Below are 22,668 nucleotides of genomic sequence, written 5' to 3'. Positions count from 1 at the left end.
CACGCGGCCACGAGACAGGTTGTCCACCACGGACCACTGCTCGGCGACCTCGATGGGGTCATGGAGCGGCAGCACCACGCTGCCCGCGCGAATCTGCACGCGGCGCGTGAGCATCGCCAGCGCGCCGCCCACCACCGAGGGCTGCGGGTACAGGCCGCCGAACGAGTGGAAGCGGCGCTCCGGCGTCCAGACGGCGGAGAAGCCATGCGCGTCCGCGAACTTCGCGCCTTCGAGCAGCAGCTCGTACTTCTCCTCGCCCAGCGAGTCCTCGTCATTGGCGAAGTAGGACAGGCTGAAGTCCAGGGGGCGCCGCGTGTCCGGCTCGCGGCCCAGGACCGCGAAGCGCGCGGCGAGGGGCTCGGGAGGAACGACGACCCGCATGCCGCGGGCCAGCGCCCACAACAGGTCCAGTCCCGCCGGGTCCGACGCAGGGCCGCCCGCCGCCAACCACACGCCCCCTCACCCACGTCCAGCCGCGCGTCCATGGACGCCAGGACCTGCGCCACGTTGAGGTGACTCAACATGACGCGGCCCCGGCCCCCCAGCGCGTCGGGCGCGGGGACGATGAAGGCCAACTGCCCGGAGCGCACGAACTCCACCGCCGCATCCCCCGCCTCGACCGACGCCACCGCGAGCGCCCGGACGCCCTTCGGCAGGGCCGGCACGTCCGCCTCCCGGGACACCAGCAACCACCGAGGCCCCTGCGCGGGGAGGAGTGACGCCAGCTCCGCGACGTCTCCAGCCGTCACCGGCAGGCAGGCCCCGCCCGCGCCCAGCACCCCCCAAAGCGCGATGAGGGTCTCCACGGACGGCGTGACGCGCACCGCGACCGGCACGTCCACACCCACGCCCTCCTGCTTCAAGCGGGCCGCGATCCCCTGGGCCCGAGCCGCCAGCTCCCGCCACGTCAGGCGGCGCCCTCCCGAGCTGATCGCCACCGCGTCGGGGGTCCGCGCCACCCACGACGCCAGCCGGGCCAGGACGCCCTCCCCCCACACCGGCTCAGCCCCGCCCGCGCTCCCCGGGCCGAGCAGCGCCGGAGCGCCAGGCGCGACGCTCCGGGCCCCGAGCCCTGCCAGCGACGCGCGCCGCTCCTCGTCCGTGGCCAGCGGCATCCGCGACACCCGGAGCTCGGGATCCGCCAGGACCGCGCCCAGCAGCGTCTGGAGGTGCGCGGACAGGCGCTGGATGCGCGGCTCGTCGTAGAGGTCGGTGGCGTACTCGATGAAGCCGTGGAAGCCGCCAGCGGCGCTCTCGTTGAGCAGCAGCGTCAGCTCGCCGAGCGTGGCGCCGAACTGCGCGGGCGTCCCGGGGACCTCCACCAACGCCATGTCCAGGCCCGCCACGGAAGGCGGCGCCGTGGCGACGTGGGCGTGCAGCACCAGCGCGGCGTCGCACAGGCGCGAGCGCGCCGGGTCTCTCCCCGGGGCCACGCGCGGCAGCACATGCTCGAAGGGCACGTCCTGGTGGCTGGACGCGCCAATCGTCGTCTCCCGGGCCCGGGCCACCAGCTCGCGGAACGTCGGGTCACCGGACAGGTCGGTGCGCAGGGCCATGGCGTGGGCCACGAAGCCGATGAGCGGCTCCAGCTCGCCCCGCGCGCGGTTGCCCACCGGCGTCCCCACCACGATGTCCTCGCGCCCGGAGTAACGGGCGAGCACCGACGACAGGGCCGCCAGCAACGTCATGAAGGGCGTCACCCCCTCGCGCTGGCTGAACGCCACCAGCGCCGCGCTGAGCCCCGCCGGGAAGGCCACGGGGAAGCGCGCGCCCCGGAGGCGCGAGTCCGTCCCACGCGGCCTGTCCGAGGCCAGCTCCAGCGACGGCGGCAGGTCCGCCAGCACCTCGCGCCAGTAGGCCTCCTGCGCCGCCAGCGAGCCCCCCGCGAGCGAGCGGCGCTCCCAGGCCGCCGCGTCCACGTACTGCACCGCCAGCTCCGGCAACGGCGCGGGCCTGCCCTCGAGGAACGCGTGGTAGTTCGCGGCGGCCTCGCGGAAGAAGGCCACCATGGACAGCGTGTCCGCCGCGATGTGGTGAACCGTCAGCAGCAGCAGGTGCTCGGCTTCGGCCAGCCGCAGCACGCTGGCGCGGACGATGGGCCCGTGCTCCAGCGAGAACGGCCGCACCGCCTCCTCCAGGGCCAGCCGCAGCGCCTCCGCCTCGCGGTCCCCCGCGTGGCTCCGCAGGTCCACCCCGGAGACCTGGATGCGGACCTCCGCGACGAACCGCTGCCGCACCTGGCCCGCCTCCTCGCGGTACGTCGCGCGCAGCATCTCGTGCCTGCGGATGACCTCGTTGATGCTCCGCTCCAGGACCGGAACGTCCAGCGCGCCGGAGACGCGCACCGCCAGCGGCATGTTGAGGGACGGGTTGCCCGGGTCGAGCTGCTCCATCCGCCAGACCCGCTCCTGCACGACGGACAGGGGCAGCTCGCCGGCGCGGTCGATGCGCACCATCGCTTCCGAGGCCGCCCCACCCTCCGCCGGGTGCGCCGCCTGGAGCATCGCCTCGATGCGCGCGGAGATGCCCGCCACGGTGGGCGCCTCGAACAGCGCGCTCAGGGGGAGCTGGACGGAGAAGGTCTCCCGCAGGCGGGTGAGCATCTGCGCCGCCATCAGCGAGTTGCCTCCCAGCTCCAGGAAGTCGTCGTCCGGCCCCACCTCCACCGCGCCCAGACGCTCACGCCAGATGTCCATGACGCGCTGCTGGATCTCCCCCACGGACGCGGGCGCCACGGCCTCCGGTGTGACGGTGGGCCCTGGCGCCGTCCCCGGCTGAGTGGAGCGCGCGGACGTCGCGGGCACCACCAGCGGCGCGCCCGAGGACTCCAGGCGGCACGGCTTCTCCTCGAAGGGGTACGTGGGCAGCGAGACGCGGCGGCGCGCCTCCGCGCCATGGACCTTGTCCCACGCCACGTCGACCCCCGCGGCCCACAGGTCGCCCACGGACTGCAAGAGCCCGCGGAGGTCCTCCTCCGTGGGACGGCGGCGCAGCGAGGGCGTCACAACCAGGTGTCGCTCCTTGCGCGTCCGAGCCCGGGCCAGTGACGTGAGGTCCGTCCCGGGCCCCACCTCCAGCAGCACGCTGCAGCCGTCCCCGAGCAGCGTCTCCAGGCCCTGGGCGAAGCGCACCGGCTGGCGCATCTGGCGGGCCCAATACGTGGGGTCGACGGCCTCCTCCGGGCGAATCCACGTCCCCGTCAGGCTGGAGACGAAGGGCAGCTCCGGCGCCTTGAGGCGCAGCGAGGACACCACCCGCGCCAGGTCCGCCATCAGCGACTCCACGGCGCTGGAATGGAAGGCGTGGGCGGACGGGAGCCGGACCATGCCCACGCCCCGGCTCGCCAGCGTGGCCTGCAGCGCCTCGATGGCCGCCACGGGGCCGGACACGACGCATCGGCCCTCCCCGTTGACGGCCGCCAGCGCGAGCCCATCGGACAGCAGCGGCAGGACCTCCGCCTCCTCCAGGCCCACCGCGAGCATCGCACCGGCGGGCATCCGCGCCATGAGCGCGCCCCGCACCACCGCGAGGCGCAGCCCGTCCTCCGGCGACAGCACACCGGCCACACAGGCCGCGGCGTACTCCCCGAAGCTGTGCCCCAACAACGCCTGGGGGCGGACGCCCCAGGACATCCAGAGCCGGGCCAGCGCGTGCTCGACGATGAAGAGCGCGGGCAGCGCGACGCGCGGGTCCGACAGCCTCGGGGCCGCGGCGTCCTCCTGTCCCTTCGCGGGCAACAGGAGCGCCCGCACCTCGGCGGCCAGCGACGGCTCCAGCCTCGCCAGCGCCGCGTCCACGTCCTTCCGGAAGCCCGCCTCCGTCGCATGCAGCTCGCGCCCCATGCCCACCGCCTGCGAGCCCTGCCCCGGGAAGAGGAAGGCCACCCGGCGGTTGCGCCCCGCCTCCACCGCCGCGGGCTTGCGCAGGCGCTCCGCCAGCTCGGCCGCGTCCGCCGCCACCACCGCCCGCCGGTGCTCGAAGGCGCGGCGCCCCACGTTGCGCGTGAAGGCCACGTCCTCCAGCGCCAGCCCCGGCGTGGACACCACGTGCGCGGCCAGCTCGCGCGCCATCACCTCCAGGGCGGACGGCGTCCGGGCGGACAGCGACACCACGTGCAATGGACGCTGGCCGCGCGCCTTCGCCGCCTCCGGGGGCGCCTCCTCCAGCACGACGTGGGCGTTCGTCCCGCCGATGCCAAACGAGCTCACCCCGGCGCGGCGCGGGGCGTTGCCCTGGGGCCACGCGGTGAGCGCGGTGTTGACGAAGAAGGGGCTGCGCTCGAAGTCAATCTCGGGGTTCGGGCGCTCGAAGTGCAGGCTCGGCGGCAGCTCGCCGTGCTGGAGCGACAGCACCACCTTGATGAAGCCCGCCACGCCCGCCGCCGCGTCCAGGTGCCCCAGGTTCGTCTTCAGCGACCCGATGGCGCAGAAGCCCGTGCGCTCCGTCGTCTTCCGGAAGGCGCGCGTCAGCGCGGAGATTTCAATGGGGTCGCCCAGGGACGTGCCCGTGCCGTGGGCCTCCACATAGCCGATGTCGTCCGCCCCCAGGCCCGCATAGGCCAGCGCATCCGCGATGACCTCCGTCTGGCCCTCGATGCTCGGCGCCGTGTACCCCACCTTCTGCTGGCCGTCGTTGTTGACGGCGGAGCCCTTGATGACGGCGTGGACGTGGTCACCGTCCCGCAGCGCGTCCGACAGCAGCTTCAGCACCACCACGCCCGCGCCGTTGCCCGCCACGGTGCCACCCGCGCGGTGGTCGAAGGCGCGGCAGTGACCGTCTGGCGAGAAGATGAGCCCGTCCTGGTGCAGGTAGCCCGTGCGCTGGGGACTGGCGATGCGCACCGCGCCCGCGAGCGCGATGTCCGACTGCCGCGTCAGCAGGCTCTGGCAGGCCATGTGGATGGCCACCAGCCCCGTGGAGCACGCCGTGTAGACGGCCACGCTCTCCCCGCGGAGCTGGAGCTTGAAGGACGCCTTCATCGCCAGGCTCTCCGGCCCCGCCGTGGCCAGCTCCAGGCCCGCGCCGGCGTCCTTCCGCGCCTCGCTCAGCAGGTTCAGCAGGTGGCCTGACGCGCCCGCCCCCGCGTAGAGCGAGATCCGCCCCTTGTAGCGCGTGGGGTCATACGCCGCGTCCTCCAGCGCGGCCCAGGCGCACTGGAGGAAGACGCGCTGCTGGGGGTCCATCCACTGCGCCTCGCGCAGGGGGATGTCGAAGAAGCCGTGGTCGAAGTCATCCGCCCCTTCGAGGATGCCTCCCGCGCGGATGAAGCGCGGGTGCCGCCACAGCTCCTCAGGGATGAGCGGCGAGCGCTCCAGTTCGTCCTCGGAGAAGAACGAGATGGACTCCACGCCCTCGCGGACGTTCCTCCAGAAGTCCGCCAGGCCGCGGGCCCCCGGGAAGCGGCCCGCCATGCCGATGACCGCGATGTCGCTGCTGGTGTCCTCGCCCTGCACGTCATCAAGCTCAGCCATTGCCGTGATTTCCTCGCCGGCCCTGACGGCGGATCGCCTGACGCCGCTGCTGGGCGCGATCCACGTGGGCCTCGTTGTCCTGGGTGTCTGCCGCCGCGTCGCCGTCCCGCTCCAGGGACAGGGTGAACGCGCGGACCGTGGGATGTTCAAAGAAGCGCGTCGCCGGGACGTCGCGCTTCAGCTCGTCGCGCAGCAATGCGCACGCCTTGACCACGGACATGGAGCTGCCGCCCAGGTCCGCGAAGAAGTGGTCCTCCACACCGACCCGCTCCACGCCCAGCACCTTCGCCCAGAGCCCCGCCACCTGGCGCTCCAGCGCGGAGGTGGGCTCCACGAAGGCGCTGCCCGCCGGGCGCGCGACCTCCGGCTCCGGCAACGCGGCGCGGTCCAGCTTGCCCACGGGCGTGAGCGGCAGCGCGGCCAGCGGCATCAGCGCAGCGGGCACCATGAACTCGGGCAGGGACTCCGCCAGGAAGGCGCGCAGCCCCCGTGGGTCCAACGCCTCCCCTGCCCGAGCCACCGCGTACGCCACCAGCCGCTTGCCTCCCGCGGGGTCCGGCCGCGCCACCACCGCCGCCTCGGCCACGGCCGGGTGCTGGCGCAGCGCCTCCTCCACCTCGCCCGGCTCCACCCGGTAGCCGCGCACCTTCACCTGCCCATCCAGGCGCTCCAGGAACTCCAGCGCGCCGTCCTCGCGGTACCGCACGCGGTCGCCCGTGCGGTACAGCCGGCCACCCGGCGCCTGGGCGAACGGGTCCGGGATGAAGCGCTCCGCCGTCAGCGCCGCCTGTCCCTGGTACCCCCAGGCCAGGCCGTCTCCGCCGATGAGCAGCTCGCCCGGAACGCCCACGGGCACCGGCCTCAACCCCGCGTCCACCACATACACGCGCGTGTTGGCGATGGGACGGCCAATGGGGATGGGGCCCGGCGCGACGCGCCCCTCCATCACGTGGCAGCAGGTGAACGTCGTGCCCTCGGTGGGCCCATACCCGTTGACCAGGACGCCGCCCCGCGCGAGCCGCTCCCGCACCGCGGCCGGAGGGAGCACGTCACCGCCCGCCAGGAGCTGCCGCACGCCGTCCAGCGCGTCCGGCCTCGCGGCGGAGAGCGCCTCGAAGAGCGCGGCCGTCAGCCACAGCGTGGTGACGCCGTGACGGACCAGGACGTCCTTGAGCGCGTCCACCGTGGGCGGCTGCGCAGGGAAGAGGACCAGCTTCGCGCCGTGCAGCAGCGCGCCCCACAGCTCGAAGGTGGCGGCGTCGAAGCAGATGGGCGCCAGTTGGAGGAAGACCTCGTCCGCGCCCCACCTCGCGAAGCGCGAGCCCAGCACCAGCCGGGCCACCGCGCGCTGCGGGACGCAGACGCCCTTCGGCTGCCCCGTGGAGCCTGACGTGTACATGACGTAGGCCAGCGACTCCGCGGGCACCTCGACGTGGAGGGGCGCGTGGGACTCGCGCGCCACCTCCTCCCAGGCCGTGTCCAGGAGCACCACGTCCGCGCCGCTGGCGGGCAGCAGCGCCAGCACGGACCGCTGCGCCAGCACCACCGGCACGCGCGTGTCCTCCACCATGAAGGCCAGGCGCTCGCGGGGATACGAGGGGTCCAGCGGCACGTAGGCGCCGCCCGCCTTGAGGATTCCCAGCATCCCCACCACCAGGTCGAGCGAGCGCTGGACACACAGCCCCACGGGGGTCCCCACCGTCACGCCCCGCTTGCGCAGGTACGCCGCGAGCTGGTTCGCCCGCCGGTCCAGCTCCCCGTACGTGAGCTGCGCCGGCTCGCAGACCACCGCGACCGCGTCCGGCGACCGGGCCGCCTGGGCCTCGAAGAGCGCCGCGAGCCCCGCCTCCCGGGGGTACTCCGCCGCGGTGTCGTTCCACGCCACCAGCAGGCGCTGACGCTCCGCCGCGTCCATCATCGGCAGCGCGCCCAGCCGCTGGCCCGCGTCGGCCACCGCGCTCTCCAGCAACACCCGGAGCGCCTGCATCAGCCGCGCGGCCGTCTCCCGGGTGAAGAGGTCCGCGTCGTACTCCAGCGTGCCCGTGAAGCCCTCCGGGGCGTCGACCAGGGACAGCGTGAGGTCGAACTTCGACGTGCCCGAGGCCAGCTCCACGGGGCGCAGGGTGAGCCCCTCGGGCGCCGCGTCCGGGCGCGCGGGCTCGTGGAGCGCGAGCACCACCTGCACCAGCGGCGCGTGGCTCAGGCTGCGAGGCGGCTGCAGCGCCTCCACCAGCTTCTCGAACGGGACGTCCTGATGGGCGTAGGCCTCCAGCGTCGTCTCCCGCACCTGGCGCAGCAGCTCACGGAAGGACAGCGACCGCGGCAGGCGCGCGCGCAACACCAGCGTGTTGACGAAGAAGCCGATCAGGTCCTCCAGCCCGGGCTGCTGCCGGCCCGCGATGGGCGCCCCCACGCACACGTCCTCCTGCCCCGACACGCGCGACAGCAGGAGCTGGAAGGCGGCCAGCAGGCCCATGAAGGGCGTGACGCCTTCGCGCCCGCACAGCGCACGGAAGGACTCGGACAGCCCGGCGGGGAGCTGCACGGTCAGGGTGTCGCCCCGGAAGCGTTGCAGGCCCGGCCGGGGGAAGTCCTTGGGGAGCTCCAGGACGGGGGGCGCTCCAGCGAGCTGCTCGCGCCAGTAGTCGAGCTGCGCGGAGAGCGCCTCTCCCTGGAGCCACTCACGCTGCCACACCGCGTGGTCCGCGGGCTGGAGCGTGGGCGCTGGCAGCGCCGCGGGTCGGCCCCGCAGCTCCGCCCCGTACAGCGCCGACAGCTCCCGCACGGCCACCCCCAGGGACCACCCGTCGGAGATGATGTGATGCAGCGTGAGGACCAGCAGGTGCGCCTCCGACGCCGTCCGGATGAGCAACGCCCGGCACAACGGCCCGCTGGACAGGTCGAACGGCCGGCGCGCTTCTTCCGAAGCGACGTGCAGCGCCTGCGCCTCCCGCTCCGCCTCCGGCAACGCGCCCAGGTCCACGACCGGGAGCGCCACGTCGGCGCTCGGGTGGATGACCTGCACGGGCTCCCCCGCGTTGCTGGCGAAGGTGGTCCTCAGCGCCTCGTGACGGAGGAACAGCCCCGCGAGCGCCCGCTCCAGGGCGGGCACGTCCAGCGGTCCGGTGAGCCACGCGGCCCAGGGGACGTTGTAGAGCGCCGTGCCGGGCTGGAGCTGTTCCAGCAGCCACAGGCGCTCCTGCATCGCGGACAGCGGCAGCGGCGCGTCCCTGGAGACGGGGATGATGGGCGGCGGGCGCTCCGGACCGGAAGACCGGCGGACCTGCCGGATGCGCTCGGCCAGCCCCGCCACGGTCGGTGAGTCGAAGAGCTCCCGCAGCGTCAGGACGACGCCGAAGGACGCCTGAAGCCGCGTGACGACCCGCGTGGCCAGCAGCGAGTGCCCGCCCAGGTCGAAGAAGCTGTCCGTCGCCCCGACGCGGGCGACGCCGAGCAGCTCGCCAAAGAGGCTGGCGACCCGCGCCTCCTCGGGCCCCATTGACGAGTGGGCGTCCGTCTCGACCCGCGGCGCCGGCAGCGCCTTGCGGTCCACCTTCCCGTTGGGCGTCAGCGGCAGGCGCTCCAGCGGCATGATGACCGCCGGCACCATGTACGCCGGCAGGTGCGCGCCCAGGAAGGCGCGCAGCACCGCGGGCGTCGCGGCGCGCTCCGCCGCCGTGACGACATAGGCCACCAGGCGCCGCGAGCCCCCTGCGTCATCCTCCCGCGCCAGCACCACGGCCTGCCGGACATCGGGGTGACGCAGCAGCGCGGCCTCGACCTCGCCCGGCTCCACGCGGAAGCCGCGCACCTTCACCTGCGCGTCCACGCGGCCCTCGAACGTCACCGCGCCGTCCGCGAGCAAGCGGACCCGGTCCCCCGTCCGGTAGAGCCGCGCCCCGGGACGCGTGCTGAACGGGTCCGGAACGAAGCGCTCCGCCGTCAGCGCGGGCTGTCCCAGGTAGCCCCACGCCAGGCCATCCCCTCCGAGCCACAGCTCTCCCACACCCCCAGGCGGCACCGGCGCCAGGTCCACGTCGAGCACGTACTGGACGGTGTTCGCCAGCGGCCTGCCAATGGGGATGGAGGTGGCGCCCTCCGGCACGTCCGTGACGTGGTGCCACGTGGAGAACGTGGTGTTCTCCGTGGGCCCATAGACATGGAGCAGCCGCCCGGGCGGCCCCGCGCGCAGGACCTGGCGCACCGGCCGGGGGTCCACGGCCTCACCGCCGAAGTGGAGCTGCCGCACCCCACCGAAGGCGTCCGGCACCTCGGCGGCCACCTGGTTGAACCAGGCCGTGGTGAGGAAGAGGACCCGGATGCCCTCCTCGCGCAGCCACGACGCGAACGCCCGGGGCGACAACGCCGTCTCCCGGTCCACGCCCACCACCCGCGCGCCGTTGAGCAACGCGCCCCAGATTTCGAACGTGGCCGCGTCGAACGAGGCGTTGGACGCCTGCGCCACGCGGTCCTCCGGCACCACGTGGATGAAGTTCGTCTCCACCACCAGCCGGACCACGGCTTGATGCGGGACGCAGACACCCTTGGGCGTCCCGGTGGAGCCGGAGGTGTAGATGACGTACGCCAGGTCCTCGGCGCCAGCCCCTGAAGGCGGCGGCGCACCGACAGTGTCCGGCTCCGCCGCGACCTCCTCGAACGTGAGCACGCGCAACCCCGCCGAGGGCAGCGCCGCCCGCAGCCGCTCCTGGGTCAGCAGCACCTGGGCCCTGGCATCCGCGAGCATCCACGCGAGCCGCTCGCGGGGGTACGCCGGATCCAACGGCACGTAGGCCCCACCCGCCTTGAGGACACCCAGCATCCCCACGACGAGGTCGACCGAGCGCTCCGCGCAGAGCCCCACATGCGCCCCTCGCTGGACGCCCATCCCGCGCAGCCGATGGGCCACCCGGTTCGCCCGGGCGTCAAGCTCGGCGTAGGTCAGCGACGTCTCGCCATAGCGCACCGCGACCGCATCAGGCGTCCGCGTGGCCTGGGACTCGAACAAGGCGTGCACCGTGGCGCCACGCGGGTACGCGGTGGCGGTGGCATTCCACTCCACCAACACCCGGCGACGCTCCACCTCCGACAGCAGGGACACCTCGCCCAACCGCTGCTCCGGCCGACGGAGCATCTCCCGGAGCAGGCCGCTCCAGTGCGACAGCAGCCTCGCCGCGGCGTCAGGCGCGACGCGCTCCTGCCGGTAGAGCAGCTTCAGGCGCAACGACGGCCCTGGGACCGCCACGGCGGTCAGCGGATAGTGGGTCCGCTCGAAGGCCATGAAGTCCCCGAGCTCCAACCCCGCCGCGCCACGCGCGAGCGCCGCGTCCACCGGGTAGTTCTCGAAGACCAGGAGGCTCTCGAAGAGCGGCGTGCCTCGGGGCACGTCGCTCCACCCCTGGAGCCGCGTGAGCGGAACGTGCCCGCGCTGGCCCAAGTCGACCAACGTGGACTGGAGCTCGCGCAGCCAGGCCACCACCCCGGCGCCGCGCTGGATGCGGGCTCGCAGCGGGAGCGAGTGGATGAACAGCCCCACCGCCTCCTCGATACCCGGCAGCTCCGGCGGACGGCCCGCCAGCGTCGTCCCGAACACGACGTCCGCCGTGCCACCATGGCGGGACAACAGCAGCGCCCACGCCCCATGGACCAGGGTGCTCGGCGTCAGCCCGTGACGGCGCGCGAAGTCCTGGAGCGCCGCCGTGTCGGCCTCCCCCAGCGCCACGGTGTGCTCACCCGTGCCATGTCCGCCAGCGCCGTCCAGGGGCAACGGCGTCGGAGCCTCGATGCCCGCGAGCTGCGCTCGCCAGAAGGCTTCGTCCTGCTCGGGCTCGCGGTGCGCCAGCCACTCGACGTAGGCGCGGAAGTCCATCGCGGCGGGCGGGCGCCAGGCCTCGCGACGCGAGAGCGCCGCGTAGGCGTCCAGCACCTCACCGAGCACACGCGCCAGGCTCCACCCATCCAGCAGCAGATGGTGGAAGCTCCAGACGAGGCGCCAGACGCGGTCCTCCAGCCGCATCAGCGTCAACCGCATCAACGGCGCGCGCGACAACACGAAGCCCTGGGCCCGGTCCTCACGAAGGAACGCGTCCAGCGCCTGGGCCCGGGCCTCGGGGGCGAGCCCACGCCAATCCAGCTCACGCCAGACGGGAGCGCTCCGCGCGTGGACGACCTGGACAGGAGATTCCAGGCCCTCCCATTGGAAGGAGGTCCGCAGCGAGGCATGCCGTTCGGACACAGCCTCCCACGCGCGCCGCAGCGCTTCGGGGTCCAAGGGCCCGGAGAGCGCCCAGCTTCGCTGCTCGAAGTACGCCTCCGTCCCGGGCTCCAGCAGCACCTGGAACAACAAGCCATGCTGGAGAGGCGAGAGCGGAGACCGCTGCTCCGTCGCGCCCGCGAGCTCCGCCAGCACCTCCCGGCACTCCCGCGCCAGGGCCTCGATGCGCTCGCGAGCATGCAGCGCCTCGCTGTAGTGCCACGCCAGCTCCAGCCGTCCGCCAACGACGCGCGCCACGACCTCCAGCGCGTGACTTCGAAGCCCGCGCGTCCCCTGCGAGGGCCCCGTGGGCTCGGCGGCCAGGGCGAACAGCGCGGACTCCCGCGCGCCCGAGTCGAGCTGCCCCAGGTAGTTGAAGAGCACCTCGGACGAGGCGCCCGCCCCGACGGCCGCCGGGACGTCATCCTCGCGACGCAGGTAGCGGAGCAGGCCATACCCGAGCCCCCTGCCCTTGCGGTGCTCACGCGAGGCCCGGACCGAGGCCAGCGCGGAGGCGGGCTCCTCGGACACCTCCAGCCGCACGGGGAACAGCGAGGTGAACCAGCCCACCGTGCGGGACAGGTCCACGTCCTCGAACAGCTCCTCGCGACCGTGGGCCTCCAGGTCGATGCGCAAGCGGCGCTGCCCGGTCCACCTGGACAGCGTGCACGCCACGCCCGCGAGGAGCACCTCCTCCGGCGCGGCGCCCGTCGAACGCAGCAGCGAGCGCGTCACGTCGGCCGCCAACGCCACGGTGACGACGCGCTCCGACCCCTGCGTGTTCACCCCGTCCGCGAAGTCACGCGGCAGCGGAGACACCTCCGCGCTCGTTGTTTCGCGCCAGAAGGCCCGCTCCCCCGCGACTGACGCAGAGGCCGCATGGACCTCCAGCCGCCGCGCCCACTCCTGGAAGGACGTCGTCTTCGCGGGGAGCGCCACGGGCTCGCCACGGGCAAGCTGCCGGAGCGCGGTCTCCAGGTCCTCCAGCAGCACACGCCAGGAGACGCCGTCCACCGCCAGGTGGTGGATGACCAGCAACAACCGGCCCGCCCGCGCCCTCCCCCGTTCGAACAGCACCGCGCTCAAGAGACAGCCGGACGCCAGGTCCAGCCCGGCTTGCACCTCAGCGGCGACTCGCGCCATCGCCTCGGCCTGCTCCGGCACCTCCAGCCCGGTCAGGTCCACCCGCCGCAGCGGCACCTCACGCCCAGGCTCGTCGCACGACTGCGCCCACCCGGTATCCGCCCGTGACAGCCGCAACCGGAGCGCGTCATGGTGGTCCACCAGCGCCGCCAGCGCGCGAGCCAGCACCTCTGGCGCCAGGGGCTCACGCGGCTCCAGCATCAGCGCCTGGTTGAAGTGGTGCGGCTCGGGCAGCTCGCGCTCGACGAACCACCGCTGGATGGGCGTCAGGGGAACGGGCCCCACCACCGGGCCTTGTTCACCCGCCCGGCGGACGCCGCCCGCCACCTGGGCCAGGGCCGCCACCGTCGGATGCTGGAAGAGCTGACGCGCCGTGAGGTGGAGGCCCACCTGCCGCGCCCGCGCAATCACCTGAAGCGCGAGGATGGAGTCGCCGCCCAGTTCGAAGAAGCGGTCCTCGACGCCCACCCGCTCGACGCCCAGCACCCCCGCCCAGATGCGCGCGAGCTGCCGCTCCTGCTCGTTGCGTGGCGCCACGAAGCCCGCGCCCTCCCCGGGCACGGCCCGCGGTGGTGCGGGGAGCGCGCGCCGGTCGAGCTTCCCACTGGGCGACAGCGGGAGGGCCTCCATCGAGACGAACGCCGACGGCACCATGTGCTCGGGCAGGCGCTCCCCCAGGAACGCGCGCAGCGCCGCGCCGCCGTCCGCTGGAGCCCCGGCCACATACGCCACGAGGCGCCGGTCTCCCGGGACGTCCTCCCGGACCACCACCGCCGCCGCCCGCACGTCGGGGTGCCGGGCCAGCGCCGCTTCAATCTCGCCCGGCTCGATGCGGAAGCCCCGCACCTTCACCTGGTCGTCCAGGCGCCCCAGGTACTCGATGGCGCCGTCCGCCAGGAAGCGGGCCTGGTCGCCCGTGCGATACATCCGCGCCCCCGGTGTGGCCGCGAAGGCGTCCGGCAGGAAGCGCTCCGCGGTCAGCGCCGCCCGGCGCCAGTAGCCGCGCGCCAGGGCCACGCCACCGATGTACAGCTCTCCCGGCACCCCCACCGGGACGGGGCGCAGCAGAGCGTCCAGCACGTACAGCCGCGTGTTCGCGATGGGGCGGCCAATGGGCACGACGGGGCGCCGGTCCTCGCGCTCGCAGCTCCACGCCGTCACGTCCACCGCGGCCTCGGTCGGGCCGTAGAGGTTGTGCAGAGCCGCGCCCAGGCGCGAGAAGCAGCGGTCCCGCAGCTCCGCGGGCAGGGCCTCACCGCTACAGAACACCCGCCGCAGGCTGGCGCAGGACGCCTCCAGGCCGGGCTCCTCCAGGAAGGGCCGGAGCATGGAGGGCACGAAGTGCAGCGTGGTGATGCGCTCGCGAGCGATGGTCTCCGTCAGGTACGCGGGCTCCCGGTGCCCCCCGGGTCGCGCCATCACCAGGCGGGCCCCCGTCAGCAGCGGCCAGAAGAACTCCCAGACGGAGACGTCGAAGCTGAAGGGCGTCTTCTGGAGGACCCGGTCGCTCGCGTCGAGTCCGTAGGCCTCCTGCATCCAGCGGAGCCGGTTGCAGATGGCGGCGTGCGTGTTCATCACGCCCTTGGGCCGCCCCGTGGAGCCGGAGGTGTAGATGACGTACGCCAGCCCGCTCCCCTCCACCGCCACGTCGAGCCGCGTGTCGGGCTCGCGCGAAATCACGCCCCACTCCGAGTCCAGGCACACCACCGCCGCGCCACCGTGTGGCAGGCCCGCGGCCAGCCGCGCCTGCGTGAGCAACACGGGCGCCGCCGCGTCCGCGAGCATGAACGCCAAGCGCTCGCGCGGGTACTCCGGCTCCAACGGCACATAGGCGCCCCCCGCCTTGAGCACCCCCAGCAACCCCACCACCATCTCCAACGAGCGCTCCGTGCACTGGGCGACTCGCGTGTCCGGCCCCACGCCTCGGGCCCGAAGGAAGCGCGCGAGCTGATTGGCGCGCAGGTCCAGCTCCCGGTACGTGAGCGCGTCTCCCTCGAAGCTCACGGCCACGGCATCCGGCGTGCGGTCCACCTGCGCTTCGATGAGGCGATGCAGGACGGCCGCCTCCGGTCGCGGCCGGAGCGTGTCGTTCCACGCCACCAGGACCTGGTGGCGCTCCGCCGGAGACATCAGCGGCAGGTCTGAGACCCGCTGCTCCGGCGAGCGGACGCCCGCCTCCAGCAGCACGCGCAGGTGCTCCAGCAGGCGGGACGCGGTGTCGGGCTCGAACAGGTCGGCGCTCAGCTCCAGGTTCGCGGAGAAGCCCTCGGGCGTGTCCGTGAGGATGAGCCGCAGGTCGAACTTCGCCGTGTGGCTCGGCTGCGGCTGGACGCTCAGCCGCAGCCCGGGGACCGTCAGCTCCGGCAGCGGATCCTCCTGCATCACGAGCATGGCCTGGAAGAGCGGGCTGCGGCCCAGGTCACGCTCGGGCTGGAGCGCCTTCACCAGCTCCTCGAAGGGCGCGTCCTGGTGCGCGAAGGCACCCAGCACCGTCTCCCGCGCGCGGCCAATCAGCTCGAGGAAGGAAGGCGCGCCCGCCAACGACACGCGGAGCACCAGCGTGTTGACGAAGCAGCCGATGAGCCCCTCCAGCTCGGTCCGGTCCCGGCCCGCCACGGGCGTCCCCACGCACAGGTCGTCCTGCCCGGCGTGACGGGACAGCAGCGCGGAGAAGCCCGCCAGCAGCACCATGAAGGGGGTGGCGCCCTCGCGCCGGGCCAGCGACTTCAACCCACGTGTCAGCTCCGCCCCCAGGCACACCTCGCGGCTCACGCCCCGACTGCCGCGCACGGCGGGGCGGGGACGGTCCGTGGGCAACTCCAAGGCCCGAGGCGCGCCCTCCAGCCGCGCCCGCCAGTACGCGAGCTGCGCCTCCAGCGCCTCGCCACGCAGCCAGTCGCGCTGCCACGCCGCGTAGTCCACATACTGGAGCGGCAGCGCGGGCAGCGGCGAGGGCTCGCCCCTGGCGAAGGCGCGGTAGAGCGCGGCCACCTCGCGCACCAGCACGCCCATGGAGGCGCCGTCCGTCACCAGGTGATGCAGCACGAGCAGGAGCACGTGTTCACGCGCGCCCACCTGGGCCAGCATGACCCGGAGCGGCGGCCCCGCCCCGAGGTCGAAGGCCCGCAATGACTCCGCCTCCAACCGCCGGGACAGCGCCTCCGCCCGCGCGGCGGCCTCCCCCGCCGTCAGGTCCACCCGCGTGAGGGCGAGCCGGGGCTCGGCGTGGGCGCGCCAGGACGCCGCCCCGTCCTCCTCATGGAAGGTGGCGCGGAGCACGTCATGCCGGAGGACCACCTCCCGCAGGCAGCGCTCCAGCAAGGGCACGTCGAGCGCCCCCTCCACCCGGACCGCCACCGCGTCGTTGTACGCGGCGCCACCCGGCTCGAGCTGCTCCAGGAACCACAGGCGTTGCTGCGCGAAGGACAGGGGCAACGCGCCTTCGTGCGAGCGGGCCAGCAGCGCGGGGACCCCCGACGCACGCAGACGGCGCGCGTCGAGACGAGCCCCCAGCGCCGCGGGCGAAGCCGACTCGAAGAGCTCGCGCAGGGGCAGGTCGACCCCGAAGGCCTCGCGAATCCGCGACGCGGCGCGCGTGGCCAGCAGCGAGTGGCCGCCCAGGGCGAAGAAGTCGTCCTCGGCCCCCACCCGCGGCACACCCAGGAGCGAGGCCCACAGCTCCGCCAGCCTGCGCTCGGTCTCCGTCCGAGGCGCCACGTACTCCCGGCCCACGTCCCGGACGCCCTCCGGTGCGGGCAGCGCCTTCCGGTCCACCTTCCCGTTGGGCGTCAGCGGGAGGGCCTCCAGCGTCACCCACGCCGAGGGCACCATGTGCTCGGGCAGGGCGCGCCGGGCGTAGGCCAGCAGCGCGTCCCCGGAGAGTGACGCCTCCAGCCGAGGCACCAGGTACGCCACCAGCCGGGCGCTCCCGGGCAGGTCCTCTCGCGCCACCACCACGGCCCGCGCCACGGCGGGGTGACGGGCCAGCACGGCTTCGACTTCACCCGGCTCCACCCGGAAGCCGCGGACCTTGAGCTGGTGGTCCACCCGGCCCAGGAACTCCACCGCCCCGTCGGCCCGCCAGCGCGCCCGGTCGCCCGTCCGATACATGCGCGCGCCCGCCTCCGACGCCACGGGGTCCGGCAGGAAGCGCTCCGCCGTCAGCTCCGGCCGCGCGTGGTAGCCCCGGGCGACGCCGGCGCCGCCGATGTAGAGCTCACCGGGCACGCCCACGGGCACCGGGCGCAGCGCGGCGTCCAGCACGTACAGCGACGTGTTGGCGATCGGCGTCCCGATCGGCACCGGCCCCGCGGCCTCCCGCACGGCGTGTGACGCGGACCAGATGGTGGTCTCCGTGGGGCCGTACATGTTGAGGAGCGCGCCGCCCACGGTGCCGCGCAGCCGGGCCGCCAGCGCCTCGGACAGCGCTTCGCCACCGACCAGCAGCCGCTCCAGGCCCGCGAGCGCCCCCGGCGCGCCGGGCTCCAGAAGCAACGCCTGCGCCAGGGACGGCGTGCATTGCAGGTGGGTGACTCCGTGCCGGCGAAGCTGCGCGGGCACCGCGTCGTCGCCCTGCGACTGGAGGCGGAAGTCCCGCTCACAGCGCTGCCGCACGGCGTCCAGCGCCGGCAGGCTGGCGAGCACCTCATCCGTGTCCACGCCGAAGTCGATGAGGCACGCGACCTCATCCACCCCGAGCGCCTCGATGCGCGCCACCTGGTCGCGGCAGGTGCGCGGCGTCCCGAAGAGCCCGGCGCCTTCGAAGAAGCGCCCGAAGGCGCGCCCCACCAGCGCGTCCAGGTCCTCCGGGCGGACCGACGCCGGGTCCAGGTCCACGCCCAGCGTCCGCCCCAGGCCGCGCATCAGGTCCGCGGAGTCGCTCAGGTATCGCCGCAGCGGCCCTTCGACCGTCTCGCGCACCCGCTCCACGTCCTGCCCCACGAAGGTGTGGAGCATCAGCGTCACGTGGCCCTCGCCCTCGTGCCCCGCCTCACGCCACGCCTCGCGGTAGAGCGCGATACGCGCCTCCAGCTCCTCCCACCGCTGTCCCAACAGGTGCGTGAGGACACCTGCCCCCAGCCTCCCCGCCTCGCGGAAGGTGTCGGGATTGCCGGCGGCGGTGAGCCACACGGGCAGCTCGCGCTGCACGGGGCTCGGCCGGAGGCGGACCTCGGTGGACGCACCCGCGCCATTGGCGAAGCGGAGCGCCTCACCGCGCCACAGCCGCCGCACGGTGTCCAGCGCACCGCGCGCCAGCTCGCGGCGGTCCTCGTACCGCTCCGGCGCGAGCACGAAGTCGTTCGCGTGCCAGCCCGGCGCCACGGAGATGCCCACCCGTCCCTTCGACAGGTTGTCGACGAGCGCCCACTCCTCGGCCACGCGCACGGGGTGATGCAGCGGCAGGACGACGCTGCCCGCGCGGATGGCCACGCGCTCGGTGATGGCGGCGATGGCCGCGCTGGTCACCGACGGGTTGGGATAGAGCCCGCCGAAGGCGTGCAGGTGGCGCTCCGGCGTCCACACGGCCTGGAAGCCGTGGCGGTCCGCGAAGCGCGCGCCCTCCAGCAACAGGCGGTAGCGCTCCGCGCCCGGCGCGCCTTCATCCGCCGCGAAGTAGAAGAGGCTGAACCCCAGCGGCGCGCGGCGCGTCCGGCCCCCGCGGCGAGGCGCGGCGCCCAGGGCCCCCTGCTCGCCCTGCACGACGACCTTGAAGCCTCGGGCCAGCGTCCACAACAACTCCAGCACGGAGATGTCGAAGGAGACGCTCGTCACCGCCAGCCACGTCCCCGGCGCCGCCCCCACGCGCGCGTCCATCCCCGTGAAGAAGTTGGCGACGTTGCGGTGGGGAATCAGCACGCCCTTGGGCCTGCCCGTGGAGCCCGAGGTGTAGAGGACGTAGGCGAGGTTGCCCGGCGCCACGGCGATGGGAGGCGGCCCGTCCGCCAGCGCCCGCACGTCCAGCGTCACCACCGTCCGACGCCCAGCAGGAAGGGCTCCCGCCAGGTGCCGGTGCGCCAGCACCACCGCGGCGCCGGAGTCCTCCAGCATCAACGCGAGGCGGGCCTCGGGATAGGACGGGTCCAGCGGCAGGTAGGCACCGCCCGCCTTGAGGATGCCCAGCAGCCCCACCGCCAGGTCCACGGAGCGGTCCGCGAAGAGCCCCACGACGCGCTCCGGGCCCACGCCCTGCTCGCGCAGCCGCCACGCCACGGCGTTGGCCCGCTGGTCCAGCTCGCGGTACGTCAGGGCTTCGTCACCACACACCACGGCCACGGTGTCCGGCGTGCGCCGGGCCTGGGCCTCGATGAGCGCGTGGACGCACGTCTCCGGGAAGTCCGTCCGCGTGGCGTTCCATCCGGTCAGCACCTGCCGCCGCTCCGCCTCGGGGAGGAGCGGCAGCGCGCCGACGCGCTGCTCCGGGTCCGCGACGACGGCCTCCAGGAGCACCTCCAGCCTCGCCACCAGCCGCGCGGCGGTGTCCGCGTCGAACAGGTCCGAGGCGTACTCCAGCCAGCCGCCCAGCCCCTCGGCGCTCCGGGCCAGCGACAGCGTCAAGTCATACGGCGTGGCGCCGGGGTCCACCTCCACGCGGCGCGCCTCCAGCCCAGGCAGCGCGAGGCCGGCGCCGGGCTCCGGCTGGAGCACGAAGAGCACCTGGAACAGCGGCGCCCGCGACGGATCCCTCGTGGGCTGGATGGCCTCGACCAGCCGCTCGAAGGGGACGCCTCGGTGAGCGAACGCCGCCAGCACGCCCTCCCGCGCCGCCCCCAGCAGCTCCCGGAAGCGCGATGCCCCATCGACGGACGCGCGCAGCACGACGAGGTCCAGGAAGCACCCGATCATCCCTTCGAGGCCGCTTCGCTCGCGCCCGTTGACGGCGGTCCCCACGCAGAAGTCCGCCTGTCCGGAGTGGCGCGCGAGCAGCACCTCGAGGGCCGCCAGCAGCGTCATGAACAGCGTGGCGCCTTCACTCCGGCCCAGCGCCTCCAGCCGGACCGTGAGCGCCTCCGGAAGGCGAACGGCCACGCGCCCCCCGCAGTAGGACGGCATGGGGGGACGCGGCCGGTCCGCGGGCAGCTCCAGCGCGGCGGGAAGGCCCGCCAGGTGCGCCTTCCACCAGTCGGTGGCGGTGGCCATCGCCCCTTCCGCCTCGACCTCACGGCGCCAGCGCGCGAAGTCCGGGTACTGGAGGGCCAGCGGCGGCAGCGAAGCGACTCCCGCGTACAGCGCGCTCAGCTCCCGCGCCAGGATGGCGAACGACGCTCCATCCGAGGCGAGGTGGTGCATCACCACGACGAGCAGGTGCTCCTGGGGCGCGAGCTGAAGCAGCGTGGCCCGGAGCAGAGGTCCGTGGGCGAGCTCGAAAGGCGCCCTGGCCGCCTCCTGTGCCAGCCGGAGCGCGGTCGCCTCCCGCAGCTCGGGGGAGACATCGCGGAGGTCCACCGTCCGCAGCGCGGACACCGCGGCGGGCGCGCTCACCTGCCAGGGCGTCCCATCCTCCTCGCGGAACGTGGCCCGGAGCGCCTCGTGCCGCTGGAGGATGGCCGCGAAGGCGCGCTCCAGCGCCGCCACGTCCAGCGCGCCGGTGAGCCGCACCGCCGCTGGCAGGTGGTACGCGGCGCTGCCTGGCGCGAGCTGCGCGAAGAGCCACAGCCGCTGCTGCGCGGACGACAGGGGCGCGGGCGCCGTCGCCTCGCCCCGCGTCAGCTCGGCGCCCGACGGCTTCCCTCGCGCAGCGAAGACGGTCCGCGCGAGCTCCGCCACCGTGGGTCCTTGGAGCAGGACCTCCATGCGGAGGACGACGCCCAGGGACTCGATGTCATTGGCCAGCTCGACGGCCCCGAGCGAATCCAGCCCGAAGGACGTGATGGCCGCGTCCTTCGTCAGGTCCTCGGGACGCACGCGGAGCCGCGCGGCGATCCGCGCCACCAGCCACGCCTCCAGCTCCTCCACGGTCCGCGGCTCGGACGCGACCACCGCGGGGGCTCCCGGTTCGGCCCGCGGCGCCTCCGCGTCCGCTTCGCTCCACGTCAGCTGCGCCCGGAGCGTCCCCGCGAGCAGCTCCGCCCGGCAGGCGCGCCGCTGAATCTTCCCGCTGGACGTCTTCGGCAGCGCCCCCGGCTCGATGAGCACCAGCGTGTGGAGCTGGACCTCGTGCGTCTCCGACAGGCCCCGGCGGACCGCGCTCACCACGTCCTCGGGCGTCCACGGCTTGCGCGAGTCCACCTCGTACACCACCGCGAGCCGCTCCTCCCCGCCCACGTCGATGGCGAACGCCGCGCCACACCCGGGCCGCAGCGCCGGGTGGCTGCGCTCCAGCGTCAGCTCCAGGTCCTGCGGGTGCAGGTTGCGCCCACGCAGGATGATGAGGTCCTTTCGCCGGCCCACGACGAAGAGCTCGCCGTCCTTCATGAGGCCCAGGTCCCCGGTCCGCAGGAACCGCGGCCCGCTGTCCGCGTCCGCCAGCCGCGCGCCGAAGGCCGCCTCGCTCTCCTGGGGCCGCTCCCAGTACCCCTGCGCCACGCTGGGCCCGGACACCCAGATCTCCCCCACCCGCTCAGGCGGGCACGGAAGGCGCGTCTGTGGATCCACCACGAGCAAGGCCTGGTCAGGCAGCGTCTGGCCGGACCCGACCAGCGGACGCGCATTGGGGCCGCCCTCCACCGCCAGCGCCTCGTTCCGCTCCAGCGCCTGGGCATCCCAGGTGCGCGTGAGAATCCCCTCCCCCTTGCGCCCACCCGATGCGATCAGCGTGCCCTCCGCCAACCCGTAGCAGGGGTACAGGGCCTCCCGCTGGAAGCCCACCGGCGCGAACGCCTCCGAGAAGCGCGCCATCACCTCCGGACGGATGGGCTCCGCGCCGCAGAACGCCAGCTCCCAGCGGCGCAGGTCCAGCCCCTCGCGCTCCGCGGGTGGCACCTTCCGCACGCACAGGTCGAACGCGAAGCAGGGCCCCCCGCTGATGCTGCCGCCGAAGCGGGACAGGGCCTCCAGCCAGAACCGCGGCCGGCGGAGGAACGCGAGCGGCGACATCAGCGCCACGGGGAAGCCCGCGTAGAGCGGCTGGAGGATGCCACCAATCAGCCCCATGTCGTGGTACGGCGGCAGCCAGATGACGCCCACGCTGTCCGAGCGGACCTGGAACGCGTGGGAGATCAACCCCAGGTTGTGCAGCAGGTTGCCGTGGCTGAGCCGCACCCCCTTGGGGTCCCCCGTGGAGCCGGACGTGTACTGGAGGAAGGCCAGCGTGTCCCCGGTGGGCGCCGGACGCCGCCAGCCGTCCTCCATCCCCTCCGCGAGCGCGTCCGTGGCCACCCAGCGCAGCGCGGCGAGCTCCGGCGCGCCTTCGAAGAGCCCCTCGCCCATCTCCTGGATGAAGGACGTGGTGAGCACGACGCTCGCGCGCGCATCACGGATGATGGCGCGCAAGCGGGGCAAGGTCCGGTCCAACCGCATCGGGTCCGGCGGATAGGCCGGGACGGCGATCAGCCCGGCGTACAGGCACCCGAAGAACCCGGCGATGTATTCCAGGCCCGGTGGATACAGGAGGACGGCCCGCTCGCCCGCTCGTGACAGCGCCTGGAGTGCCGCGCCGATGCGCCGGGCCCTCACGTCCAACCCGGCGTAGCTCAGCACCGCGTCGTCGCCGCCATCCTCCAGGAAGGTGTAGAGCGGCTGCGCTCCGTGCGACCGGGTCCGCGTTTCAAGCAACTCCAGGAGTGTCACGGCCAGTGGAGAGTGCATGGTGAGGAGTCCAGGTGGCGAAACTGTGAAAAGACGGAGAGACCTTCGCTGGAGAGCGGC

General features: G+C 74.0%; 1 protein-coding gene and 1 pseudogene (1 of these 2 cut by a window edge). Both read right to left on the bottom strand.

Features of this window, described 5'->3' with window-relative positions; translation table 11 throughout:
• Positions 1–5,471: pseudogene (locus MYMAC_RS38665) on the bottom strand (amino acid adenylation domain-containing protein) (it extends 7,629 nt beyond the left edge of the window).
• Entirely contained in the window at positions 5,464–22,608 is a 17,145-nt protein-coding gene (locus tag MYMAC_RS17970; RefSeq protein ID WP_204817706.1) for a non-ribosomal peptide synthase/polyketide synthase, read from the bottom strand. Before MYMAC_RS17970 ends, MYMAC_RS38665 begins: the two are co-directional and overlap by 8 nt.
• Positions 22,609–22,668 lie beyond the last annotated feature (60 nt).

It is taken from the genome of Corallococcus macrosporus DSM 14697, assembly GCF_002305895.1.
Lineage (GTDB): Bacteria > Myxococcota > Myxococcia > Myxococcales > Myxococcaceae > Myxococcus > Myxococcus macrosporus.
Note: the sequence above shows the minus strand (reverse complement) of the source record. Positions and strands in the feature narration are given on the sequence as shown.

Bases quoted from the DNA above. Each gene is read 5' to 3' on its own strand.
- MYMAC_RS17970 (WP_204817706.1), bottom strand. From the start codon at position 22,608: ATGCACTCTCCACTGGCCGTGACACTCCTGGAGTTGCTTGAAACGCGG.